This is a genomic window from Streptomyces abikoensis (genome assembly GCF_014648775.1).
Classification (GTDB): domain Bacteria; phylum Actinomycetota; class Actinomycetes; order Streptomycetales; family Streptomycetaceae; genus Streptomyces; species Streptomyces abikoensis.
Genome location: NZ_BMRT01000001.1, coordinates 1,294,490 through 1,313,948, shown reverse-complemented (window position 1 = coordinate 1,313,948; position 19,459 = coordinate 1,294,490). Strand labels below are relative to the sequence as shown.

Here is a 19,459-nt window from a genome sequence, read left to right as displayed (position 1 = left end):
CCGCCCGTCGGCGTGAGACGGGCGGTCTCACGCGGACGGGCGGTGTTCCCGGAGCCGGGTCGGCTATTCCGCGGGGCGTGAAGTGCCCGCTGGGCAAGGGTGGTTCGATGAGCCGAACGGCTCAGAACATCGTGTCGTACTGGCCCCAGCCGCCGCCGATGCGCACGCGGTTCGCGAACGGGTCGTTCTGGTTGCCGTTGCCCTTGTAGAGCCACAGGACACCGGACTTGTCGCGCGCGAGCAGGTCGCTGCGGTTGTCGAGGTCCACGTCGCCGCTGGACACCAGCATGTCGTACGCGTCCCAGCCGGTGCCGACCTTGACCCGGCTGGCGAAGGGGTCGTTGACGTCGCCGGTGCCCTTGTAGAACCACAGCACGCCGTTGCGGTCCTTGGCGACGATGTCGGCCTTGCCGTCACCGTTGAGGTCGCCGCGGCCGACGATGTCCGTGAACTGGTCCCAGCCGCCGCCGACACGGATGCGGTCGCCGAGCGTGCCGTCGGGACGGGCCAGGTAGAGCCACAGCACACCGGACTGGTCCCTGGCGATGAGGTCGGCCTCGCCGCTGCCGCCGAGGTTGCCCGGGGAGGTGATGCGGTTGTAGATGTTCCAGCCGCCGCCGATGCGCTGGTGGGTCGCCGGGACGTCCTTGCTGCCGCCGTGGACGTAGAACAGCGACCCGTCGATCGTCCGGAGGTAGTGGGACTCCGCGAGACCGTCCTGGTTCAGGTCGACCTGGACGGTGGAGGTGATACCGCGCCAGTCGGTGTTGACGGCCTTCCGGTCGGTGAACCCGCCGTGGCCGTCGGGGAAGTAGCGGTACAGGGTCGTACCGTTGACCGCCATCAGCGGGAATCGGGGGGCGTCGGCCGGCGACTCCGAGACGGGCGCCTTGCCCGCCGTCACCGGGGCGACGGACTGGGCGGCCTTCTGCAGGTCCTGAGCGGACGGAGCCGGGGCGTCGGCGGCGGCGGTACCCGCCGTGGTGCCGATCAGGGCCGCGGCTATCGCCGCGGTGGCGAGACGCGACAGGGCGCGTCTGCGCTTGTGCCCGGAAATGTAGGCCATATGGCTCTCCTGTTTGAGAATGACGCGACATCCACGGATTCGGGGTGCCGCGATACGTCGGGATCCTGCCATACGGCTCTGACAAGGGCCGAAGGGCCGCACCTACGGTTCGTCAGGTGCGGCCCGGGGTCACGTCGGAGAGGGATCAGAACAGGTCGTTGTACTGGCCCCAGCCGCCGCCGATGCGCACGCGGCTCTCGAAGGGGTCGGTCTGCTGACCGTTGCCCTTGTAGAGCCAGAGGACGCCGGACTTGTCGCGGGCGAGCAGGTCGCTGCGGCCGTCCAGGTTCACGTCACCGGTGGCGACGAGCTTGTCGAAGATGTTCCAGCCGCCGCCGACCTTGACCCGGCTGGCGAAGGGGTCGGCGGTGTTGCCGGTGCCCTTGTAGAACCAGAGGTCGCCGTTCTTGTCCTTGGCGAGCATGTCGGCCTTGCCGTCGCCGTTCAGGTCACCCTTGCCGACGATGTCGGTGTAAATGTCCCAGCCGCCGCCGACGCGGTAGCGGTCGCCGAGGGTGCCGTCGGTACGGGCCTGGTAGAGCCACAGCACGCCCGACTTGTCGCGGGCGAGGAGGTCGGCCTCCTTGGTGCCGCCGACGTTGCCGGGGGAGAGGAGGCGGTCGTAGATGTTCCAGCCGCTGCCGATCCGGATGGGAGCGGGCTCGTCCGCCCCGTCCTTCCCCTCGGGCGAGTAGACCAGCGTGCCGTCGGGCGTCCGGACGTAGGCGCTGTCGTAGTACCCGTTCTGGGCGTGGTCGACGTTCACCATGGCGGTGACGTCGCGCGCGTCGGCGTCGGTGATCTGCTCGCGGTCGCCGAAGCCGCCCTGGCCGTTGGGGGCGTACACGTAGATTTCGCCGGTCGACTTCGTCGCCTGCAGCGGGAAGTACGGCGCGGCGACGGTCGGCCGGTAGTCGGGGGACGGACCGGTGGCGGCGGCGGTGCCCGCCGTGGTGCCGATCAGGGCCGCGGCTATCGCCGCGACAGTGAGGCGCGAGAGGGCACGTGCGCCCTTACGGCCAAAGGTGTGGGCCACCTAGTACTCCTGTGGTGAGAAAAGACGCGGTGCCCCTGCCGGGGACCGCGAGACGCACCGGATCATTACACAGGACCTTCACAAGCGGAGGGCCGCACCCCCGTTGGGGGTGCGGCCCTTGTGCCGCGCCGTACCCCTGCGCATCGCAGGGGGCCGCCGGCTCAGAACATCAGGTTGAACTTGTCCCAGCCGCCACCGATCTTCGTGCGGTTCTCGAAGGGGTCGCTCTGGTTGCCGTTGCCCTTGTAGAGCCACAGCACGCCGGACTTGTCGCGGGCGAGCATGTCGCTGCGGCCGTCGTGGTCGAGGTCGCCCACGCCGACGAGCTTGTCGAACATGTTCCAGCCGCCGCCGACCTTGACCCGGCTCTCGAACGGGTCCTTGTAGTCGCCGGTGCCCTTGTAGAACCAGAGGTCGCCGTTCCTGTCCTTGGCGACGATGTCGGCCTTGCCGTCGCCGTTGAGGTCGCCGCGGCCGGTGATGTCGGTGTACTGGTCCCAGCCGGGGCCGACGCGGTAGCGGTCGGTCAGGGTGCCATCCGGGCGGGCGAGGTAGATCCACATGACGCCCGACTTGTCACGGGCGAGGAGGTCGGACTCGCCGGCGCCGCCGAGGTCACCGGGGGAGAAGATGCGGTCGTAGGTGTTCCAGCCGCCGCCGATCATCTTGTTGCCGGCCTCGCCGGTGTACTCCAGCTGGCCGTCGGCGTGCCGGACGTACCAGCCGTCGCTCTCGCCGTTGCGGTCGTGGTCGACCTGCGTGGCCTCGGTGAAGTTCTGCCAGCCGGAGTCGAGGAACCAGGCGTCCTTGAAGCCGCCGTGGCCGTTCGCCATGTACAGGTACACGAGACCGTCACGGTCGGCCGCGTAGAGGTCGAACTGGGGAGCCGCGGCCGTGCCCTTGTCGTCGGCGGCGGCGGACCGCAGCAGGCCGGAACGCGGCTTGGCGGACTTCTGCGGGGCGTGCTTGGGGGCGCTTTCGGCGCGCTGGTGCGCCTTGGCGGCAGAGGGGCCTGCCGGAACGTCGGCGGATGCGGTCGCGGAGGCGGTGCCGACCAGCGCGGTGGCTATCGCCGCGGTGACGAGACCGGAGAGCGCGCGTCCACGCTTACGACCGGAGAGATTGCCCATGTACTTCTCCCTTGAAGCTGATTCAGGAGCGACACCAGGAGCGTCGCGACACCTTGATCTTTGACCCAAGCTTCACGCATATCAACTGACTTTTCGGGAGTTGCGCATCACACCTGGGGCCGCACTCGTCACGAGGGCGGCCCCAGGTGTCACGGCTCCCGCGGGGCGCGGAGGTGATGCCGGATCAGGAGAGGTTGTTGTACTGGTCCCAGCCGCCGCCGATGCGGACACGGCTCTCGAAGGGGTCGGTCTGCTGGCCGTTGCCCTTGTAGAGCCAGAGGACGCCGGACTTGTCGCGGGCGAGGAGGTCGGCCTCCTTGGTACCACCGAGGTTGCCGGGGGAGAAGATGCGCGTCGGCGTCGGTGATCTGCTCGCGGTCGCCGAAGCCGCCCTGGCCGTTGGGGGCGTACACGTAGATTTCGCCGGTCGACTTCGTCGCCTGCAGCGGGAAGTACGGCGCCGCGACGGTCGGACGGTAGTCGGGGGACGGACCGGTGGCGGCGGTGGTGCCCGCCGTGATGCCGGTCAGGGCCACGGCTATCGCCGCGACTGCTGACAAATAGGCGCGGCGCTTCCCGTGGGGCAGCACCGCGAGACCCTCCGGATCGTGCCAGAGGGTCTCGAGCCCGCTTCAGACGGGGTGGCGCGCGCCGCTATGGGCTCAGAACATCAGGCTGAACTTGTCCCAGCCGCCGCCGATCTTGGTGCGGTTGTCGAAGGGGTCGTTCTGGTTGCCGTTGCCCTTGTAGAGCCAGAGGACGCCGGACTTGTCGCGGGCGAGCATGTCGCTGCGGCCGTCGTTGTCCATGTCGCCGACGCTCACGAGCTTGTCATAGGCGTTCCAGCCGCTCCCGACCTTGACGCGGCTCTCGAACGGGAACGTGGAGGTCCCGGTTCCCTTGTAGAACCAGAGCACGCCGTCCTTGTCCTTGGCGACGATGTCGGCGTGGCCATCCCCGTTGAGGTCGCCGCGGCCGGCGATATCGGTGTAGATGTCCCAGCCGGGGCCGACACGGTAGGGGTTCTCCAGGGTGCCGTCGGCGCGGGCCACGTAGTTCCACAGGTCGCCGGACTTGTCCCGGGCCAGGACGTCGGACTGGGTGCCGGCGCCGAGGTCGCCGGGGGAGAGGATGCGGTCGAAGTTGTTCCAGCCGCCACCGATCATCTTGTCGCCGGCGTCGCCGGTGTACTCCAGCTGACCGTCGCGGTGGCGGACGTACCAGCCGTCGTCCTTGCCGTTGCCGTCGTGGTCCACGGCGGTCGCCTCGGTGAAGTTGTTCCAGCCGTAGCCGATCAGCCGGCCGTCGCCGAAGCCGCCCTGGCCGTTCGACTCGTACTTGTAGACGAGGCCGTCGCGGTCGGCCGCGATGAGGGGGAAGCGAGGCGCGGCAGCGGTGGCCTGCTCGGCGGCGTGCAGCGCGGACCGCGGAGCGGCCTTCGGAGCTCCCTGCGGCTGAGTGGCGCTCTTCTGACGCGCCTTTGCTGCAGGGCTGCCTGCCGGGCTGCCGGCGGCCGCGGTCCCGGTGGCGGTGCCGGCCAGTGCGGCGGCTATCGCCGCGGCGACGACGCCCGACAGGACGCGTCCGTGCTGACGGCCGGAGAGGTTGCCCATGTACTTCTCCCAGGAGATGAGGGACGGCGCGACACCCCCAGCGGAGGCATCGCGATATCTCCATGATCATTTCATGAGATCTCCAGGCATCAACCGCTTTGGTGGAATGCGGAGATGGCATGCGGTGGAAGTCACAGGCCCGCGTGGCGAAGGCGGTTCGCCCCCGGGGAGGAGGGGACACGCCCTCTGGGGTGAGGGCGTGTCAGCTATCGGCAACGCTACGGAAATCGGGCGGCGACGGCCGGCGCAGGACGCCCGTCGGTTGTCAGCCCACCAGCTGGATCTCGTCGTGGGTGCCCGAGGCGTCCACGTCGCGGTAGTAGCTGACGTTGCCATTGGCCCAGCGGACGAGGACGTCGTTGGGGACGATGGCGCCCTCGAAGGCGCCGACCGTGACCAACTGGGCGTTCTTCCACGCGGACTTGGCGGGACGCACCTTGACCTCGTCGTGGAAACCGGAGGTGTCGATCCCGGAGTAGATGGTGGCCTCGCCGTCGCTCCAGCGGACCATCAGGTCACCGGTCTGCTTGCCGGTGAACTCGCCGGCCCCGATCTGCTCGGCGTGGGTCCAGGACGCGTCGGCCTTGCGCAGCTGGTTCTCCTTGCCGATCCCGTTGCTGCCGAGGTCGGAGAACAGGGATACCGAACCGTTGGCCCAGACGACGAGGAGGTCGTCGCGCAGGGCGTTGCCGGTGTAGCGACCGGAGGTGATCAGCCTGGCGTTCTCCCAGATGCCGTTCTTGGGCTTGGCGAGCATCTTCTCGTCGTGGGCGCCGTTGTGGTCGACGTGGGTGTACTGGGTGAACTCGCCGTCGGTCCAGCGGACGAGCAGGCCGTCGCTGCCGTCGGCGGTGAAGCGCCCACCGCTGATCGCCCGGGCGTGCTTCCAGACGCTGCCCGCACCTGCGATCTTGTACTCGGTGGTGAACGGTGTGTTCGCCGAGTCGCCGTCCTTCCGCGCACCGGCCGTGTGGAGCGTGGCGGAGCCGTCGTTCCAGACCACGAACAAGTCGCTGTGCCCGCTGCCCGTGAAGTCCCCGGAAGCCGTCAGCCTTGCCTGCTGCCACCGCTCGGCGCCGCCGAGCGAGTACGGCGGCTGGGGCTGCTGGTAGGGGCCGGCGTCGGTGTGGCGGCCGTTCTGCGCGTCGTCGTAGAGCTGGAAGAAGCGGTCACCGTACATCGGGCTGTAGGAGATCCGGTTGTACATCGGGTCACTGCCGGGCACGTCCGGGCCGCCGCCGTTGAAACCGCCGACGTTGCCTATGATCTGGCCCGTCCCGGAGTCGTCGAGCTTGGCGAACCAGGGGCCGCCCGAGACGCCGCCCCACATGCCGGCGCAGTCGATGCGCATCTGGTTGAAGCCGGCCAGGGGACCGGTCCGTGTGGCGCAGTGGACGGGCAGGTCCTCGGGGTTGTGGCCCACGGACGGGTAGCCGATCACCGTGACGTCATTGGTGAACCCGGGGGTCCGGGTGAGAGTGTTGCCGCCGACGACGTCCTGGAGGTTGCGTCCGTCGGAGGACTTGACCCGTGCGAAGGCGAAGTCCAGGTCCGACTCCGCCTTCATGGAGTTCTTCTCGTACCGCTTGTCCACGAACCACTCTTCGACCGGCCAGATCCCGTAGGGCTGTTCCTTGAGGGACTTCGCCGGGTCGTAGCCGGGGACGAACACGGCCTTGGAGTTCGTGCAGTGCCCGGCCGTGAGCATGAGATTGCGGTTGCCGCTCTGGACGGAGCTCGCCGAGCAGAAGTGGCTGCGCATGTCCTTGTCGACGGCGAAGAGCATGCCGACGGACTTGATGCCGGGGAAGCTCGTGGAGACGTCCCGCTTGTCCCGGGCGAGTCCCCTGGGGGCGGGCTTCGGCGCCGCGGGCTTGCCGCCGGGCGGCATCGCGCGGCCGGAGGGGGCGGTGGCGGAAGCGACGCGCTCGGGCGTCCAGAAGCGCAGGGCATCGTCGACGGACCAGCTACCGGAGGTGCCGGAGGGTGCGGGTACGTCGGACTCGGCCGGTTTGCCGGACGGGCCGGAGGTGCCGGGCGTCGGGGACGTCGACGGGCCGGCGGCCACCGCTGCGGCGCCGGAGCCCAGCGCGAGGACGGACCCGAAGGTCACCGCGGCGACGAGGCAGCGCATGCGTGAGGTGCGCAAGGAAAAGAACTCCGTTCGGAGGAATGAGGAGAGGTCGTGAAGAAGTCGACGGCCCTGCAGGCCCCGGACGTACGGGGCCTGCAGGGCCGGACGGTGTTTCGGGTCAGCCGACGAGCTGCACTTCGGCGTGCGTACCGGCCTTGTCCACGCCCGTGTACATGCTGACGTTGCCGTCGCTCCAGCGGACGAGGACGTCGTTCGGGACGACGTTGGCGGCGAACGCGCCCACGGTGATCAGCTTGGCGTTGGTCCAGGTCTCCTTGGGCTTGCGCACCATGATCTCGCCGTGGAGACCGGCGGTGTCGACGCCCGAGTAGATGGTGCCCTCACCGTCGGACCAGCGGACCATCAGGTCGCTGGTGCGGCTGCCGGTGAACTCGCCGGACCCGATCTGCTCGGCGTGGGTCCAGGTGGAGTTCGCCTTCAGGATCTGGGTCTCCTTGCCGAGGGCGTTGGCGCCCAGGTCGGAGTAGATGGAGACGGAGCCGTTGACCCAGACGACGAGGAGGTCGTCGCGCAGCGCGTTGCCGGTGTAGCGGCCGGCCGTGATCAGCTTGGCGTTCTCCCAGACACCGTTCTTGGGCTTGGCGAGCATCTTCTCGTCGTGGAAGCCCTTGGCGTCCACGTGGGTGTACTGGCTGACCTCGCCGTCGACCCAGCGGATGATCACGCCGTCGGTGCCGTCGGCCGAGAAGCGGCCGGCGGTGATCGCGCGGACGTGCTTGAAGGTGCTGCCGGCGTCCGCGAGCTTGTACACGGCGGAGAAGGGGTACTTGGGGTCGCTGTGGTCGGCGCCCTGGTAGAGGGTGACCGAGTCGTCGGCCCAGCGGACCAGCAGGTCCATGCGGCGGGTGCCGTTGGCGGAACCACCGGTGAAGTAGCCCGAGGCGAGGTATTCGGCGTTCTTCCAGTTCGCCTTGGAGAGGAGACCGCGGGAGAGGAGGGACTGCATCCAGCCGACGAGGTCGTCGACACGGGTGTCGACGGCGCCCTTGCGGGTCTCCGCCGGGTTGGCGCCGAGGCAGCCGGTCTGCCAGGACTGGCTGTTGACGGCGGCCAGCTCGATGCGGCCGTTCGCCTCACGGAAGGCCGGGCCGCCGGTGTCGCCCTTGCAGACGGCCGCGTCGGCGGACTTGCCGACGAGGTCGAGGGAGGTGGCCTTCACGCCGCCGACGGTGAACTGCGCGGTGTGCAGGCGGTTGGGGAACCACTCGGACTTGGTCCGGCCGTAGCCGGCGACGCGCAGCTCCTCACCCTGGGCGGGCGCGGTGGAGCCGATGGCGACGGGCGTGACGCCGGTGACGGGCTTGTCGAGCTTGGCCATCACCACGTCGCGGTCGTCGCGCGGGACCAGCTCGACGACGTTGGCGACGACGCCACCGGTGCTGTTGAGGTCCGTGCGGCCGATGACGGCCGTGGTCTTCAGCTTCGGCGCACCGGCGGCGATCTTCAGGCTCTTGGCGGGGTTGTCCGCGAAGCAACTCGCGGCGGTGATCAGCCATTCCTGGTCGACCAGCGCGGCCGAACAGGACTGCTTCCCCCCGATGTCGAGCTTGGCCGTGAACGAGTACGCCCCGTCCTGAGGCTGGTCACCCTCTACGGCGGAGGCCGGGGTGCCACCCAGGACACCGGCTCCTACGACGCCGACCAGGAGGCCCGCTGCCCATGCCGCGCGCGATTGTCTGCCGAACACGTTCTTCCTTACTTACGGTGTGGTGCGTTGATCAATACGGTGATGCGAGGGTGCGACGAAGCGGCTCGATCAGCCGGTGACGCGCAGCTCGACCAGGACGGTCGGCTGACCGCCGGGAACGCCCTCGCCCACGCCCTTCAGCTGGCCCTTGGGAACGTCGACGCTCTGGGCCGGGCCGTCGGCGGCCTTGACGGTGGCCTTGACGGGGTGGTCCTCGGTCTGGACGCCGTAGACGGAGGGGATCTCCAGGGTGACGAAACCCGACTTCCCGGTGACCTTGAAGCAGTACTTGAAATCCTTCGACTGCGTCGTCATTACCTGGATGTCGGTGGAGACCGCACAGTCGGCGAGCATGATGTGCCCGTCGCCCTGACGCAGCGTGATGCCCTTTTCCTTGAAGATGGCGTCCGCGTTGGGGTACGCGAAGTCTTCCACCGCGTAAGGCGGAATTTCAGATTCCGAATCAGGCCGCGGAGCGGCGCTGGCGACGGTGAGCGTGGAAACTCCCACGACGGCCGTAGCGGCCACGGCAATGCCGGCGAGCAGCATTTTGCGCGCGCGAGATATCACAGGGAATTCCTTCCGGGTGCATGCGGCAACAGTGGTGACCGCAGGTAAGGAAGCGATAAAGGGGTGGATGGAATGTATCACCTGACCTGGGCAGAAGCCGTCCTGATGACGTGCCAGATAGCGGAACTCTAAATTCCGTTTCCGGAGCCATGGATTCCGATTCACGGAAAGTAATCGCGTCATGGAAGTTGATCTCGACGGTTATGCTCGCCGAGCCGAACTACGGCGCTCCCAACCGGAAAGAAAGGAAGACTTGGTGAGCAGAAGTGTCCACCCCGCGAGAGCGAGGAGACGTCGGTTGAACACGGGCCTGCGTGCAGGCGCCGTGAGCCTGGTGTCCATGGCTCTTACCGCGGGATTACTCGGCACGAGCACCGCTCTCGCGGATGAAGTGCTCGATGGCGAAATTCCGACGACTGATCGCGGGCGCATCGTCGAGTTGTGGAAGACGGGTGGCCCGCGGGTCAAGGCGCTGGCCGAGGCCGCCCTTTTGGGATCCGACGAGGATGTGCGTCGTTTTCTGGACAAGGAGAAGGACCCCGCGCTCCTGAACGACGACCGCGTCGCGGCCGTACAGATGGCCAGCGTGGGTGGCCGGATCGTGCGCGAGGCTGCGCAGAAGGCGCTCGGTGGATCCCCGGAGGACTTGCGCAAGTTCCTGGACGATGGCTGGGAAGCGCCGCTTGAGCAGGACCAGCGTGTGCAGGTCACCCAGGCCGCCAACTCGGGCGGCCGTCAGCTGCAGGAAGCGGGTAAGGCGGCTCTGGCGGGTTCGGCGGCCGATGTCCGCCGGTTCCTGAACGAGGGACAGTTTGCGGCGCGGGAGCAGGACAACCGTGTCCGGCTCATGCAGATCCTGAGCTCCGGTGGCCCGGCGACCAAGGAGGCCGCCAAGGTCGCGATGAACGGGTCGTCCGACGACATCCAGGAGTTCCTGGACGTCGGCCAGCACGTTGCACGCACGCGTGATCAAGAGCGTGCCACTGTTGAACAACTGGCCGAACAGGCCACCGAAGCGGGCAAACAGGCCAAGCGGCAGACCGAGCAGGCGCAAGAGGCGTCGGACCGTGCGGTGACGGCCTCGCAGCTGGCGAAGGAAGCGGCGAAGAATGCCGCGGCGGAGACGGCCAAAGCGAAGAAGGACTCGGACAGGGCGGCAAGCCTCGCCGGCTATGCCGCCGATGCGGCTCAGGAAGCTGCCCGGGCGGCGCAGGACGCCATTGACGCTGCCAGGGCCGCCAACAACTCGGCCCGTATCGCGGCGAGTGCCGCGTCGCAGGCCGCCGAGGCGGCTGCGGGTGCGGCCGAGGCGGCGGCGCGCGCCCGTGGTGCCGCCGCGGCGGCGGCCAACGATGCCGGTCAGGCCGGGGCTGCCCGTCAGGCGGCCGAGAATGCGCGGAACGCCGCCAAGGGCGCCCGCAGGGCCGCCCAGGCCGCCATATTCGCGGGCGACGCCGCGAAGGCCGCTGGTGAGGCGGCGCGGTCGGCTGCCAGCGCCGGTGAGAACGCCGGTGCCGCGGCGGACGCCGCCGATGAGGCCGGCGGTCTCGCCGGTGAGGCGAGTGCGCAGTCGGCGCGTGCGCGACAGGCCGCGGCAGCGGCGCGTCGCCACGCATGGGAGGCCACCCGCGCGGCGAACGCCGCGGACTCGCTGGCCGACAAGTCCGCGAGCCTGGCATACGAGGCGCGGGACGCGGCCAACTCGGCCGCGGAGCACGCCGAGAAGGCGGCGGACGAGGCCGAGCGGGCTGCGAAGTACGCCGGTGACTCCGCGAAGGCGGCGGGGGAGTCCACTGCTCACGCGGAGGCGGCCAAGAAGGCCGCCGACGTCGCGAGTGCCGCTGTGGACAAGGCCAAGAAGGTCCAGGAGACCACGCGCGACATCGAGGCCGAGGAGCTGAAGTCCCGTACGGCCGCTGCCATCGAGCAGGCCAAGGACCTCAAGGCGGCCGACGACGACAACAAGGCCAAGGCCGCCCGTGAGGCCAAGGAGGCCAGGGACCTCGACGGCCAGGCCGTGCAGCTTGCCGCGGACGCGACCAAACCCGGTGCCGATGCCAAGGACGTCGCCTCCAAGGGACGCAAGGTGGCACTGCTGGCGGCGAAGACCCGTGGTCCGTGGAGCGTGAGCGCGGCGGAGACCGCGCTGGCGGGCTCGGACGACGCCGTGCGCGAGTACGTGCAGACCGGGTGGAAGGAGGCCGGGGAGCAGGACGAGCGGGCCCGGGTCGAGCGCCTGGCCGACGAGGCCGACTCGGAGCCGGTGCGCAAGGCGGCCGAGGAAGCCCTCAAGGGCGACGCGGCGAAGATCAAGGAGTTCCTGAGCGTCGGCCAGCACCAGGCCGCGGTCAACGACTACCGCAAGCGCGTCGTCCAGATCGCCAACGACAGCGCTCGGAGCATGCAGGACGCGGCGAAGGCCGCGCTGAAGGACGGTTCGACGGACAAGCCCCGGGAGTTCCTCAACGAGGGCCAGTTCACCGCCCGTACGTCGGACGAGCGCGTACGCGCCGTGCAGCTGTTCACCAGTGGCGGCCCGGAGCTCAAGGCGGCCGCTCAGGTCGCCCTGGCCGGTCCCCCGCAGCTGCTGCACGCCTTCATCGACTCCGGGCAGTACAAGGCGGCCCGCAAGGACCAGCTCACCGCCACGCACGTGGCCGACGTCAAGCGCATCATCGCCGAAGCCTCCGCCACCGCGGCGACCGCGCAGGGCAACGCCCTGGAGGCCGCACGCGTCGCCGCGCTCGCCCGTAAGGCATCGGATGAGGCCAAGGGCTACGCCAAGCAGGCCCAGGACTCGGCCAACGCGGCCAAGGGCTACGCCGAGGACGCCCAGAACTCGGCCAGGCAGGCCGAGGCGTCGGCGGCGGACGCCGCCAAGTCGGCCAAGGCCGCCCGCGACGCGGAGGCATCCGCTCAGCGCGATGCCCGTGAAGCCGACAGCTCGGCAGTCCGTGCCGAGAGCTCGGCGGCATGGGCCCAGGACTCCGCGGACGAGGCGTACATGGCCTCGGACGAGGCGCGGGCCTCGGCGGTGGCGGCCGGCAAGGACGCCGCGACCGCGGGCAAGGCCGCGAAGGAGGCATACGCGGCCTACGTCACCAAGGCGCGCGAGGAGGCCGAGGCCCTTCGACGGGCAGAAGAGGCTCGCAAGAAGAGAATTGAACTCCAGAAGAAGGAAGAGGCCAAACGCAAGGCCAAGTGGGGACTCCTGAAGGACCTCGGTCACCTTGCGCTCGATGTCGTGGGCGCTGTTCCCGGTGTCGGAACCATTGCCAACGGCGCCAACTGCGCCTGGTACGGGGCCGAGGGCGACTACATCAACGCCGGGCTGTCCTGTGCGGCCGCCATTCCGTTCGCCGGTGAAGGCGCCACCGCACTCAAGCTTGCAAAATGGGGCAAGAAGGGTGAATTCCTCGAGGATGCTGCGAAGGCCGGTGCCTCGGGTTGCAACAGCTTCACCCCTGAGACGCCGGTTGTGATGGCGGACGGATCCACCAAGCCGATTAAGGATGTCAAGGTCGGTGAGAAGGTCCTGGCAACTGACCCCGGGACAAGTGCGACCGAAGGCAGGGCCGTTGACGAAGTCATCGTCGGCAACGGGTTGAAACACTTGGTCACACTCACCGTCGAGACTGCTGACAGCAAGGGGCAAAGCTCAGGGACGGTCACAGCGACCGAGGGTCATCCGTTCTGGCTCGAGGATCAGCGTGCGTGGGTCGAGGCCGGGGCGGTCAAGCCAGGTGCTCTCCTCCGTACGGCGGCCGGCACCTGGGTCAAGGTCACGTCGGCACGCCCCTGGACTGCACGTCAGCAGGTCTTCAATCTCTCCGTCGACGGCATTCACACCTACTACGTGCTTGCCGGCTCCACGTCTGTCCTGGTTCACAACACCAGCTGCCCGATTGGGCATGTCACGGGCAAGGGAGACGACCCGCTGGTCCCGGAGTTGGTCGATGCAATCAACGGACGCTATCCGGGGCACGTGCGAGCCCAGGGGGTCGACGTCCTCGGGGCGAAAGGCGAGACGCTCACCGATTTCGATATCGTAACCAGGAACGCTGTGGTGCAGGTGAAGTCCGGCTCAGGAAAGGGCGCTTTGAAGCAAGCCCTGACCACGCAGAGACTGACGGATTACCCGGTCATCGTGTACCTGCCGCAAGGTCGCGGGAGCGTGATCAAGAGCCTGGAGAAGGCGGGCGTCATGGTGACCCGGGACAGGAATCTGCTGTTGGACGTCCTGGCTCCGTAGCCGCGAGACAAGGAGAGGCATCGTATGCGTCCCACCATCGTCCTTCTCAGTCCCTTGGACGATCACCAGGAGCTGATGGCCCGGCTTCGCTGCGCCGGTTCCTACAGTGAGGGACCCTTCCTCGATCGCTTGGAGCGGGGGGAGTACGTATTCGGGGTGGATTTCTCGGGAGACGTTCTCGATGAATTCGAAGAGACGGAGATCGCCGGAGCGATGAGCAAGCTCGGCGATTTTCGTGCCATCCTCCTCGAGTATTCTGATGTTCCAGGTGTTCGAGAATTGCTGGCAGAAGTGCTTCGAGGGCTGAGTGGACTCTTGGATACAAACTACGGTGATCTCCTTGAGTACAGCGAAGTCCTGAAGCGTTTTGAACGTGACCCCTCGTGGGACTGGCGGAGCGCAAGCGGGTGACGGATGCGCCGCCAGTCTTACGGGACGGGGGTGCATGAGCCGGTTCAACCGGGGAGGAGGGCTGGGGTCGCCCGGCCCCCCTCCCACACCGCCGGACGTGCGGGCCACGCATCCGACGGTTCGCCAAGCTGATCTCAACCGTTGCCAGGTCTGCTTTGAGTATCCTCAGACCCAGGTCCCAGTAAGAGTTCGGCAGCGCCCGCTCAAGGACGGCCGTGCCCGCGACGTAATAGGATCAAGAACTCGCTTCCGCGGAACGCATTCTCAACGAGCTCGCGCAGGGTGCTGATGGTGCGCGAGCCCGTGATGTACCAGGGCGGTCAGATCGCCAGCCTGCCCAGCTATGAGTACATGAAGGCGTTCCGCGTTCTCATCTCCACCTTCTCGATCGCCGACACCCGGCGCAGGGAAACGGAGTGCCGCGGCCAGTGCGGCCACTCCTGGCACAACCTGACGTAAGTGGGGGCTCACGCGGAGACGCGACCCCGATAGCTGCTTCGGCCCGGCGGATCATCCGTCGGGCCGAAGTGCTGTCATAGGCCCCGCCCACTCCGGGAAGACGACTCTGGCCGCGGCCGTCGCCGCCACCACTGTCGGGCGGACTCCCGCCTGGTCGTCGGTCGACTGGGCGCATCCGGCGGCGTACGCCTCGGACCTCGTCAGTGGGAGGGGCAGCCGGCGTGCGGCATTCTCGTCGTGTCCGCCTGCGACGGGAGTGACCCGGGAAGCCGAGGAGCAGGTGCGGCTGGCCCGGTGGGCCGGGGGTCCGCAGGTCGTCGTCTTCGTCAACAAGGCCGACCGGCTCCGCGCTGAGAGACGGGACGTCGGTCGAGGAGTTGGTCGCCGCGATGGACGGGCTGCCCGCCTCTGCCCGTGGTGCCGACGGGCCTTTTCTGATGTCCGCCCAGGACGTCTTCGCCGTGTCCCGTCACGGAGCCGGTGTCGTCCCGTGAGTCGGGGAACTCCTGGGATCCCTCGGCCCGGGGACGTTCGTCGTCGAGCGCGGCGTCGCCGTCCCCGGGCAGAACGTCGAGATCATCGGGAGCACGCCGACCCGGACCGCCCGCATCTCGCCGAGCCCGGGTCCGTCGCCGCGTACACCGCCTACGAGGGTCTCGTCTCCTTCATGACGGCCGAGGAGGGCGACCGCCCGCTCATCTTTCCTGGCACCGGCCCGCGCGTGGGCCAGTTCCACATCCGGACCGAGAGTCTTTCCGGCGACATCACCAGCCTTCGGCGCGACGGCGTGGACGTCGAGGAGGCCGCTGCCGGTGTCCACTCCGTGACCGTCCGGCTCGCCCGGCCCGTCGCCCTGGAGGAGGGGCTGCGGTTCTCCGTTCGCGAGGGCCGGGCAGGCCGTCGGGTCCGGGGTCGTCACCGCGATCCTGTCCTGAAAGGCGTCACGACCCCAGCAGCTCCACCTCCGCCAGCGTGGCCTCCCGGCCGTTCGCCGTCTCCAGGCGCCAGTGGCGGTAGGTCGCCGGGGCGGGGAGGGCGAAGACGCGGGTCTGGCGGTCCCAGGTGAAGGTTTCGGTGGTGCGGCGGTCGACTTCGGTCCAGGTCGTGCCGTCCGGGGAGCCGCGGAGTACCCAGCCGGTCGGGGCCTTGGCGCGGTCGGCCGAGGTGAGGGTGTAGGACGTCACCCGGGGGGCGCCCGGTGTGTCCAGGGTGGCGGTGGTGAAGGACGCCGACGTGCGGGAGGTGTCGTCGGTCAGGGCCGAGCCGTCGTGGGCTGTCACGTCGGTCAGCGGGGCCGGCACCTTGTCGTCATGGGTCAAGGACGTCGGGCCCGCGTCCGGGCCCGTGGCCCAGCGGGACGGGTGGGGGCCCATCGCGAAGTCCAGGGTGCCGCCCCTGGCCAGCAGGGCGTGGGGGAGGGCCGTGCTGTGCCACGCGCGGCCGTTGACGCGCAGGCCCTGGACGTAGACGTTGCGGGCGCTGTTGCGCGGAGCGCGGATCACCAGGTCGCGGCCGCTCTCCAGGTGGACGGTGGCCTTGGTGAAGAGGGGCGAGCCGATCGCGTACTCGCCCTGGCCCATCACGAGCGGGTAGAAGCCGAGGGCGCCGAAGACGTACCAGGCGGACATCTCGCCGTTGTCCTCGTCGCCGGGGTAGCCCTGGCCGATCTCGCTGCCGAGGTAGAGGCGGGAGAGGATCTCGCGGACCTTCTCCTGGGTCTTCCAGGGCTGCCCCGCCGCGTCGTACATGTAGGCGATGTGGTGCGCGGGCTGGTTGCTGTGCCCGTACATGCCCATGCGGACGTCCCGGGCCTCCGTCATCTCGTGGATGACGCCGCCGTACGAGCCGGCGAACTCGGGGGCGCCCGTCTCGGGGGTGGCGAAGTAGGTGTCGAGCTTCGCGGCCAGGCCGGCGCGGCCGCCGTGGAGGTTGGCCAGGCCCCGGGTGTCCTGGGGGGCGGTGAAGGCGAAGTTCCAGCCGTTGGTCTCGGTGTAGTCGTTGCCCCAGACGCGCGGGTCGTAGGAGGCGGGGGGCAGCCGCCAGGCGCCGTTCGCGTCGCGGCCCTGGAAGAAGCCGACGCGGTCGTCGAAGAGCTTGACGTAGTTCCGGGCGCGGTTGAGGAAGTACGCGGACTCCTCGCGGTAGCGCTCCTTGCGGGTCTTCTCGTACAGCGCGCGGCCCATCCGGCCCAGGCCGAAGTCGTTGAGGTAGCCCTCGAGCGCCCAGGACAGGCCCTCGCGGGTCTTCGTGCTGGTGTAGCCGAGGAAGACGGAGGTCTCCATGCCCTTGCGGCCGGTGCCGGGGCTGTCCGGGGCGACGGTGGCGTTCTTCAGCGCGGCCGCGTACGCCGCCTCGGCGTCGAAGGGGACGCCCTTGACGTAGGCGTCGGCGAAGGCGACGTCGGAGCTGGTGCCCGTCATCAGGTCGGCGTAGCCGGGGGAGGACCAGCGGGAGATCCAGCCGCCGTCCTTGTACTGCTGGACGAAGCCGTCGATCAGCCTGCCCGCCTGGCGGGGCGTCAGCAGCGAGTACGCGGGCCAGGTGGTGCGGTAGGTGTCCCAGAAGCCGTTGTTGACGTAGATCTCACCGTCGACGATCTTGGCGCCGGTCGTGGTCGGGGTGTTCTCGCCGGCGGGCGGGGAGAAGGGGCTGGCGTAGCGCGGGCGGGGCCGGGTGGGGGTGCCGGTGTTCTCGAACCCGGAGTTGGGATAGAGGTAGAGCCGGTACAGGCTGGAGTAGAGGGTGGTGAGCTGGTCGCGGGTCGCGCCCTCGACCTCGACGCGGCCGAGGAGGGTGTCCCAGGCGGTGCGGGCGCGGGTCATGACCTGGTCGAAGCCGGTGCTCGCGGGGATCTCCTGCTCGAGGTTGGCGCGGGCCTGGTCGGTGCCGATGAGGGAGGTCGCCACGCGCAGGGTGACCGTACGGCTCGTGCCGGGCGCGAAGCGCAGAAAGCCGGTGACGGCGTCGCTGCCGCTGTCGCCCTTGAGCTTGCCGCTGTCGATGACGGGCGCGTCGAAGACGCCGTGGACGAAGAGGCGCCCGGCGCCGGTGGACAGTCCGCTGCGGACGTCCGAGTAGGCGCTGAAGGAGCGGTGCTCGGGGTCGAGGGTCAGCCCGCCCCGGTCCTTGACGTTGTCGAGGAGGACGCTCGCCTGCTCCGAGGGGAAGGTGAAGCGGATCATCGCGGCGTGGTCGCCGGGGGTGATCTCCGCTTTGATGCCGTTCTCGAAGGTGACGGCGTAGTAGTGGGGCCGGGCGGTCTCGTTCTCGTGCCGGAAGGGCAGGGCGCGGGCGGCGCGGGAGGCGGGTGGGACGCCCGGGGAGGCCGAGGGCATGAGCTGGAAGGTCTGCCGGTCGCCCATCCAGGGGCTGGGCTGGTGGCCGGCCGAGAAGGCCTGGAGGGTGGGGAGGTTGTCGGCGTTGTTGGTCGCCGCGTACTGGTAGAGCCAGTCCGTGACGCCCGCGTTGGTGACGGGCGTCCAGAAGTTGAAGCCGTGGGGGACGGCGGTGGCCGGGAAGGTGTTGCCTCTGGAGAAGTTCGAGCTGGAGTTGGTGCCGCGGGTGGTGACGGCCCGGTCCGCCGGATGGGCGACGGGCGGTTCCGCGGGGGCCGGGGCGAGGGAGATGTCGTCGATCCAACCGCGGAACTTCGCCGGGCCCACGGGCGAGTCGTAGGCGATCAGCACCCGCTCCACGGTCTTCCCCGCGGCCACGGCGCCGACGCGCGACTCCTTGTTGTTCCACTGGTTGACGTAGAGCGTCTTGGAAGCGGCCTGGCCCTGCGGGGTGAGCCGCGCGCCGTGCTGGTCGACCGCGCCGAGCTCGCTGAGGTAGGTGCCGTCGGTGAAGGCGAGGTCGAGGGCGACATGGGTGGCGGGGTAGCGGGCGTCCGGCTCGGGGAGGGCGGGGAAGATCTTGTAGGAGAGCAGGGTTCTCGGGGTGACGCGCAGGTGGGTCCGGAAGACCTTGTTGTAGGAGTAGGCGTGGCCGGTGGCCTGGTGCATGCCCCCGTAGCGCAGGGCGTGGGTGCCGGTGAAGCCCGCGCGGGCCTTGGCGGTGGGGGAGCCGGTGGGGCCGCGGTCGATGTGGCTGCGCATGTCGGCGGGCGGCGGGGTGCCGGTGTCGCCCGCCGCCAGCTGGAACTCGGCGAGCTGGGTGACGGGCTCGCCGTTGTTGCGGGTTATCTCCAGCCGGTACTGGCGGTGGGGACGGGACCCGGTGAAGGAGAACTCGCGGGTGTGGAGGCGCTTTTCGAAGGACTCGTCCCGGCGGGTGTCGAGCACCTGCCAGGTGGCGCCGTCGTCGGATCCCTTGAGCGTCCAGTCCCGGGGATCACGGCCGGGGGCGTCGTTCGCGGAGGTCAGGGCGTAGCGCACGGCGGTGACGGGCCGGTCGAGCTCGAATTCCAGCCAGGCGGTGCGCGCGAAGGCGAGCCATTTGGTCGCGCTCTCGCCGTCGACGAGGTTCTCCTTGACCTCGCCCGCCTCGGCGTGCTCGCCGCTGGCACGGACGGCGGTGACCCGGTCGGTGACATTGCCGGGGATGCCGCTGGTGTCGTCGCCGTCGACGCCGGCTGCGCGCGGGCGGCCGTCGCGGCCGGTCTCGACGGTGTCCGTCCAGTCGGGCCGGGGGTCGCCGGGCTCGAAGGAGGAGGCGAAGCGCTCGTCGGCCGGGGCGGCCGCCCCGGCCCGGGCCGGCGACGCCCCGACGGGTCCGCCCTGCGTGACCTGAGCCCCCGTCACCAGTACGGTGACCACCAGGAGCGCTGTGGGACGGGCGAGCGTACGCCATCTGCGGTACCCGGTTCCCGTTCGCATCCCTTTGCCTCTCCGCTGAACCCGGCACGGACGGCCGGACGACTCAGACAACGTTGTCACCCATGACGCGCAGTGTTAAGTAGTGCGTGAGACACCAGTGGTGTCAAGGGTCTCGGGGCTGGTGTCGCCGGACGGGCCCCAGCGGGATTCCAGGGGGCTCCGAGGGCCGGGCGGAGAGGTCTCAACTCGGGAAAGACTGACGGTCAAAGCCGCTTTCGATCTTGCCCAGTTGAGCAGGAGTGGACTATACCTGTCGAACAGTC

Annotated in this window: 11 protein-coding genes and 1 pseudogene; 3 read left to right on the top strand and 9 right to left on the bottom strand. The window is 69.2% G+C overall.

Annotated features, from left to right (window positions below; all coding sequences use genetic code 11):
- Positions 1-121 precede the first annotated feature (121 nt).
- From IE096_RS05680 to IE096_RS05650, 7 genes are all read right to left on the bottom strand, one after another.
- Positions 122-1,066 (bottom strand): FG-GAP repeat domain-containing protein, encoded by a 945-nt coding sequence (locus tag IE096_RS05680; protein ID WP_189448939.1) that lies wholly within the window; start codon positions 1,064-1,066, stop codon positions 122-124.
- A gap of 145 nt (positions 1,067-1,211) precedes the next feature.
- Complete coding sequence (locus IE096_RS05675; RefSeq protein ID WP_189448937.1) at positions 1,212-2,102, bottom strand: FG-GAP-like repeat-containing protein; 891 nt, start codon at positions 2,100-2,102, stop codon at positions 1,212-1,214.
- Between the two features lie 161 nt (positions 2,103-2,263).
- Positions 2,264-3,232, bottom strand: coding sequence for an FG-GAP repeat domain-containing protein (locus IE096_RS05670; RefSeq protein WP_189448935.1), 969 nt, complete (start codon positions 3,230-3,232; stop codon positions 2,264-2,266).
- A 662-nt stretch (positions 3,233-3,894) separates the two neighbouring features.
- Complete coding sequence (locus IE096_RS05665) at positions 3,895-4,845, bottom strand: FG-GAP repeat domain-containing protein (RefSeq protein WP_189448933.1); 951 nt, start codon at positions 4,843-4,845, stop codon at positions 3,895-3,897.
- Between the two features lie 265 nt (positions 4,846-5,110).
- Positions 5,111-6,994 carry a trypsin-like serine peptidase gene (locus IE096_RS05660; RefSeq protein WP_189448932.1) on the bottom strand — a complete coding sequence of 628 codons (1,884 nt, stop codon included), beginning with the start codon at positions 6,992-6,994 and terminating at the stop codon, positions 5,111-5,113.
- Between the two features lie 103 nt (positions 6,995-7,097).
- The gene (locus IE096_RS05655; RefSeq protein ID WP_229819939.1) at positions 7,098-8,687 is read right to left on the bottom strand and encodes a S1 family peptidase; all 1,590 of its coding nucleotides are present in this window, start codon (positions 8,685-8,687) and stop codon (positions 7,098-7,100) included.
- 69 nt (positions 8,688-8,756) lie between these two features.
- Positions 8,757-9,122, bottom strand: coding sequence for a hypothetical protein (locus IE096_RS05650; protein WP_189448930.1), 366 nt, complete (start codon positions 9,120-9,122; stop codon positions 8,757-8,759).
- Positions 9,123-9,555: 433 nt separating this feature from the next.
- Here IE096_RS05650 and IE096_RS05645 point away from each other — a divergent pair, with 433 nt between their 5' ends.
- The 3 genes and pseudogenes from IE096_RS05645 to IE096_RS05635 all read left to right on the top strand — a co-directional run.
- The gene (locus IE096_RS05645) at positions 9,556-13,509 is read left to right on the top strand and encodes a polymorphic toxin-type HINT domain-containing protein (protein ID WP_189448928.1); all 3,954 of its coding nucleotides are present in this window, start codon (positions 9,556-9,558) and stop codon (positions 13,507-13,509) included.
- A gap of 24 nt (positions 13,510-13,533) precedes the next feature.
- The gene (locus IE096_RS05640) at positions 13,534-13,920 is read left to right on the top strand and encodes a hypothetical protein (RefSeq protein ID WP_189448926.1); all 387 of its coding nucleotides are present in this window, start codon (positions 13,534-13,536) and stop codon (positions 13,918-13,920) included.
- Between the two features lie 231 nt (positions 13,921-14,151).
- Positions 14,152-14,379: pseudogene (locus tag IE096_RS05635) on the top strand (DUF5958 family protein); the annotation flags it as partial.
- 469 nt (positions 14,380-14,848) lie between these two features.
- Here the strand turns inward: IE096_RS05635 and IE096_RS05630 are convergent.
- Both IE096_RS05630 and IE096_RS05625 read right to left on the bottom strand, forming a co-directional pair.
- Positions 14,849-15,298 (bottom strand): hypothetical protein, encoded by a 450-nt coding sequence (locus IE096_RS05630; RefSeq protein ID WP_189448922.1) that lies wholly within the window; start codon positions 15,296-15,298, stop codon positions 14,849-14,851.
- A gap of 22 nt (positions 15,299-15,320) precedes the next feature.
- Positions 15,321-19,196: a GH92 family glycosyl hydrolase gene (locus tag IE096_RS05625; protein ID WP_189448920.1), complete on the bottom strand. Its 3,876-nt coding sequence runs from the start codon at positions 19,194-19,196 to the stop codon at positions 15,321-15,323.
- Positions 19,197-19,459: the final 263 nt, after the last annotated feature.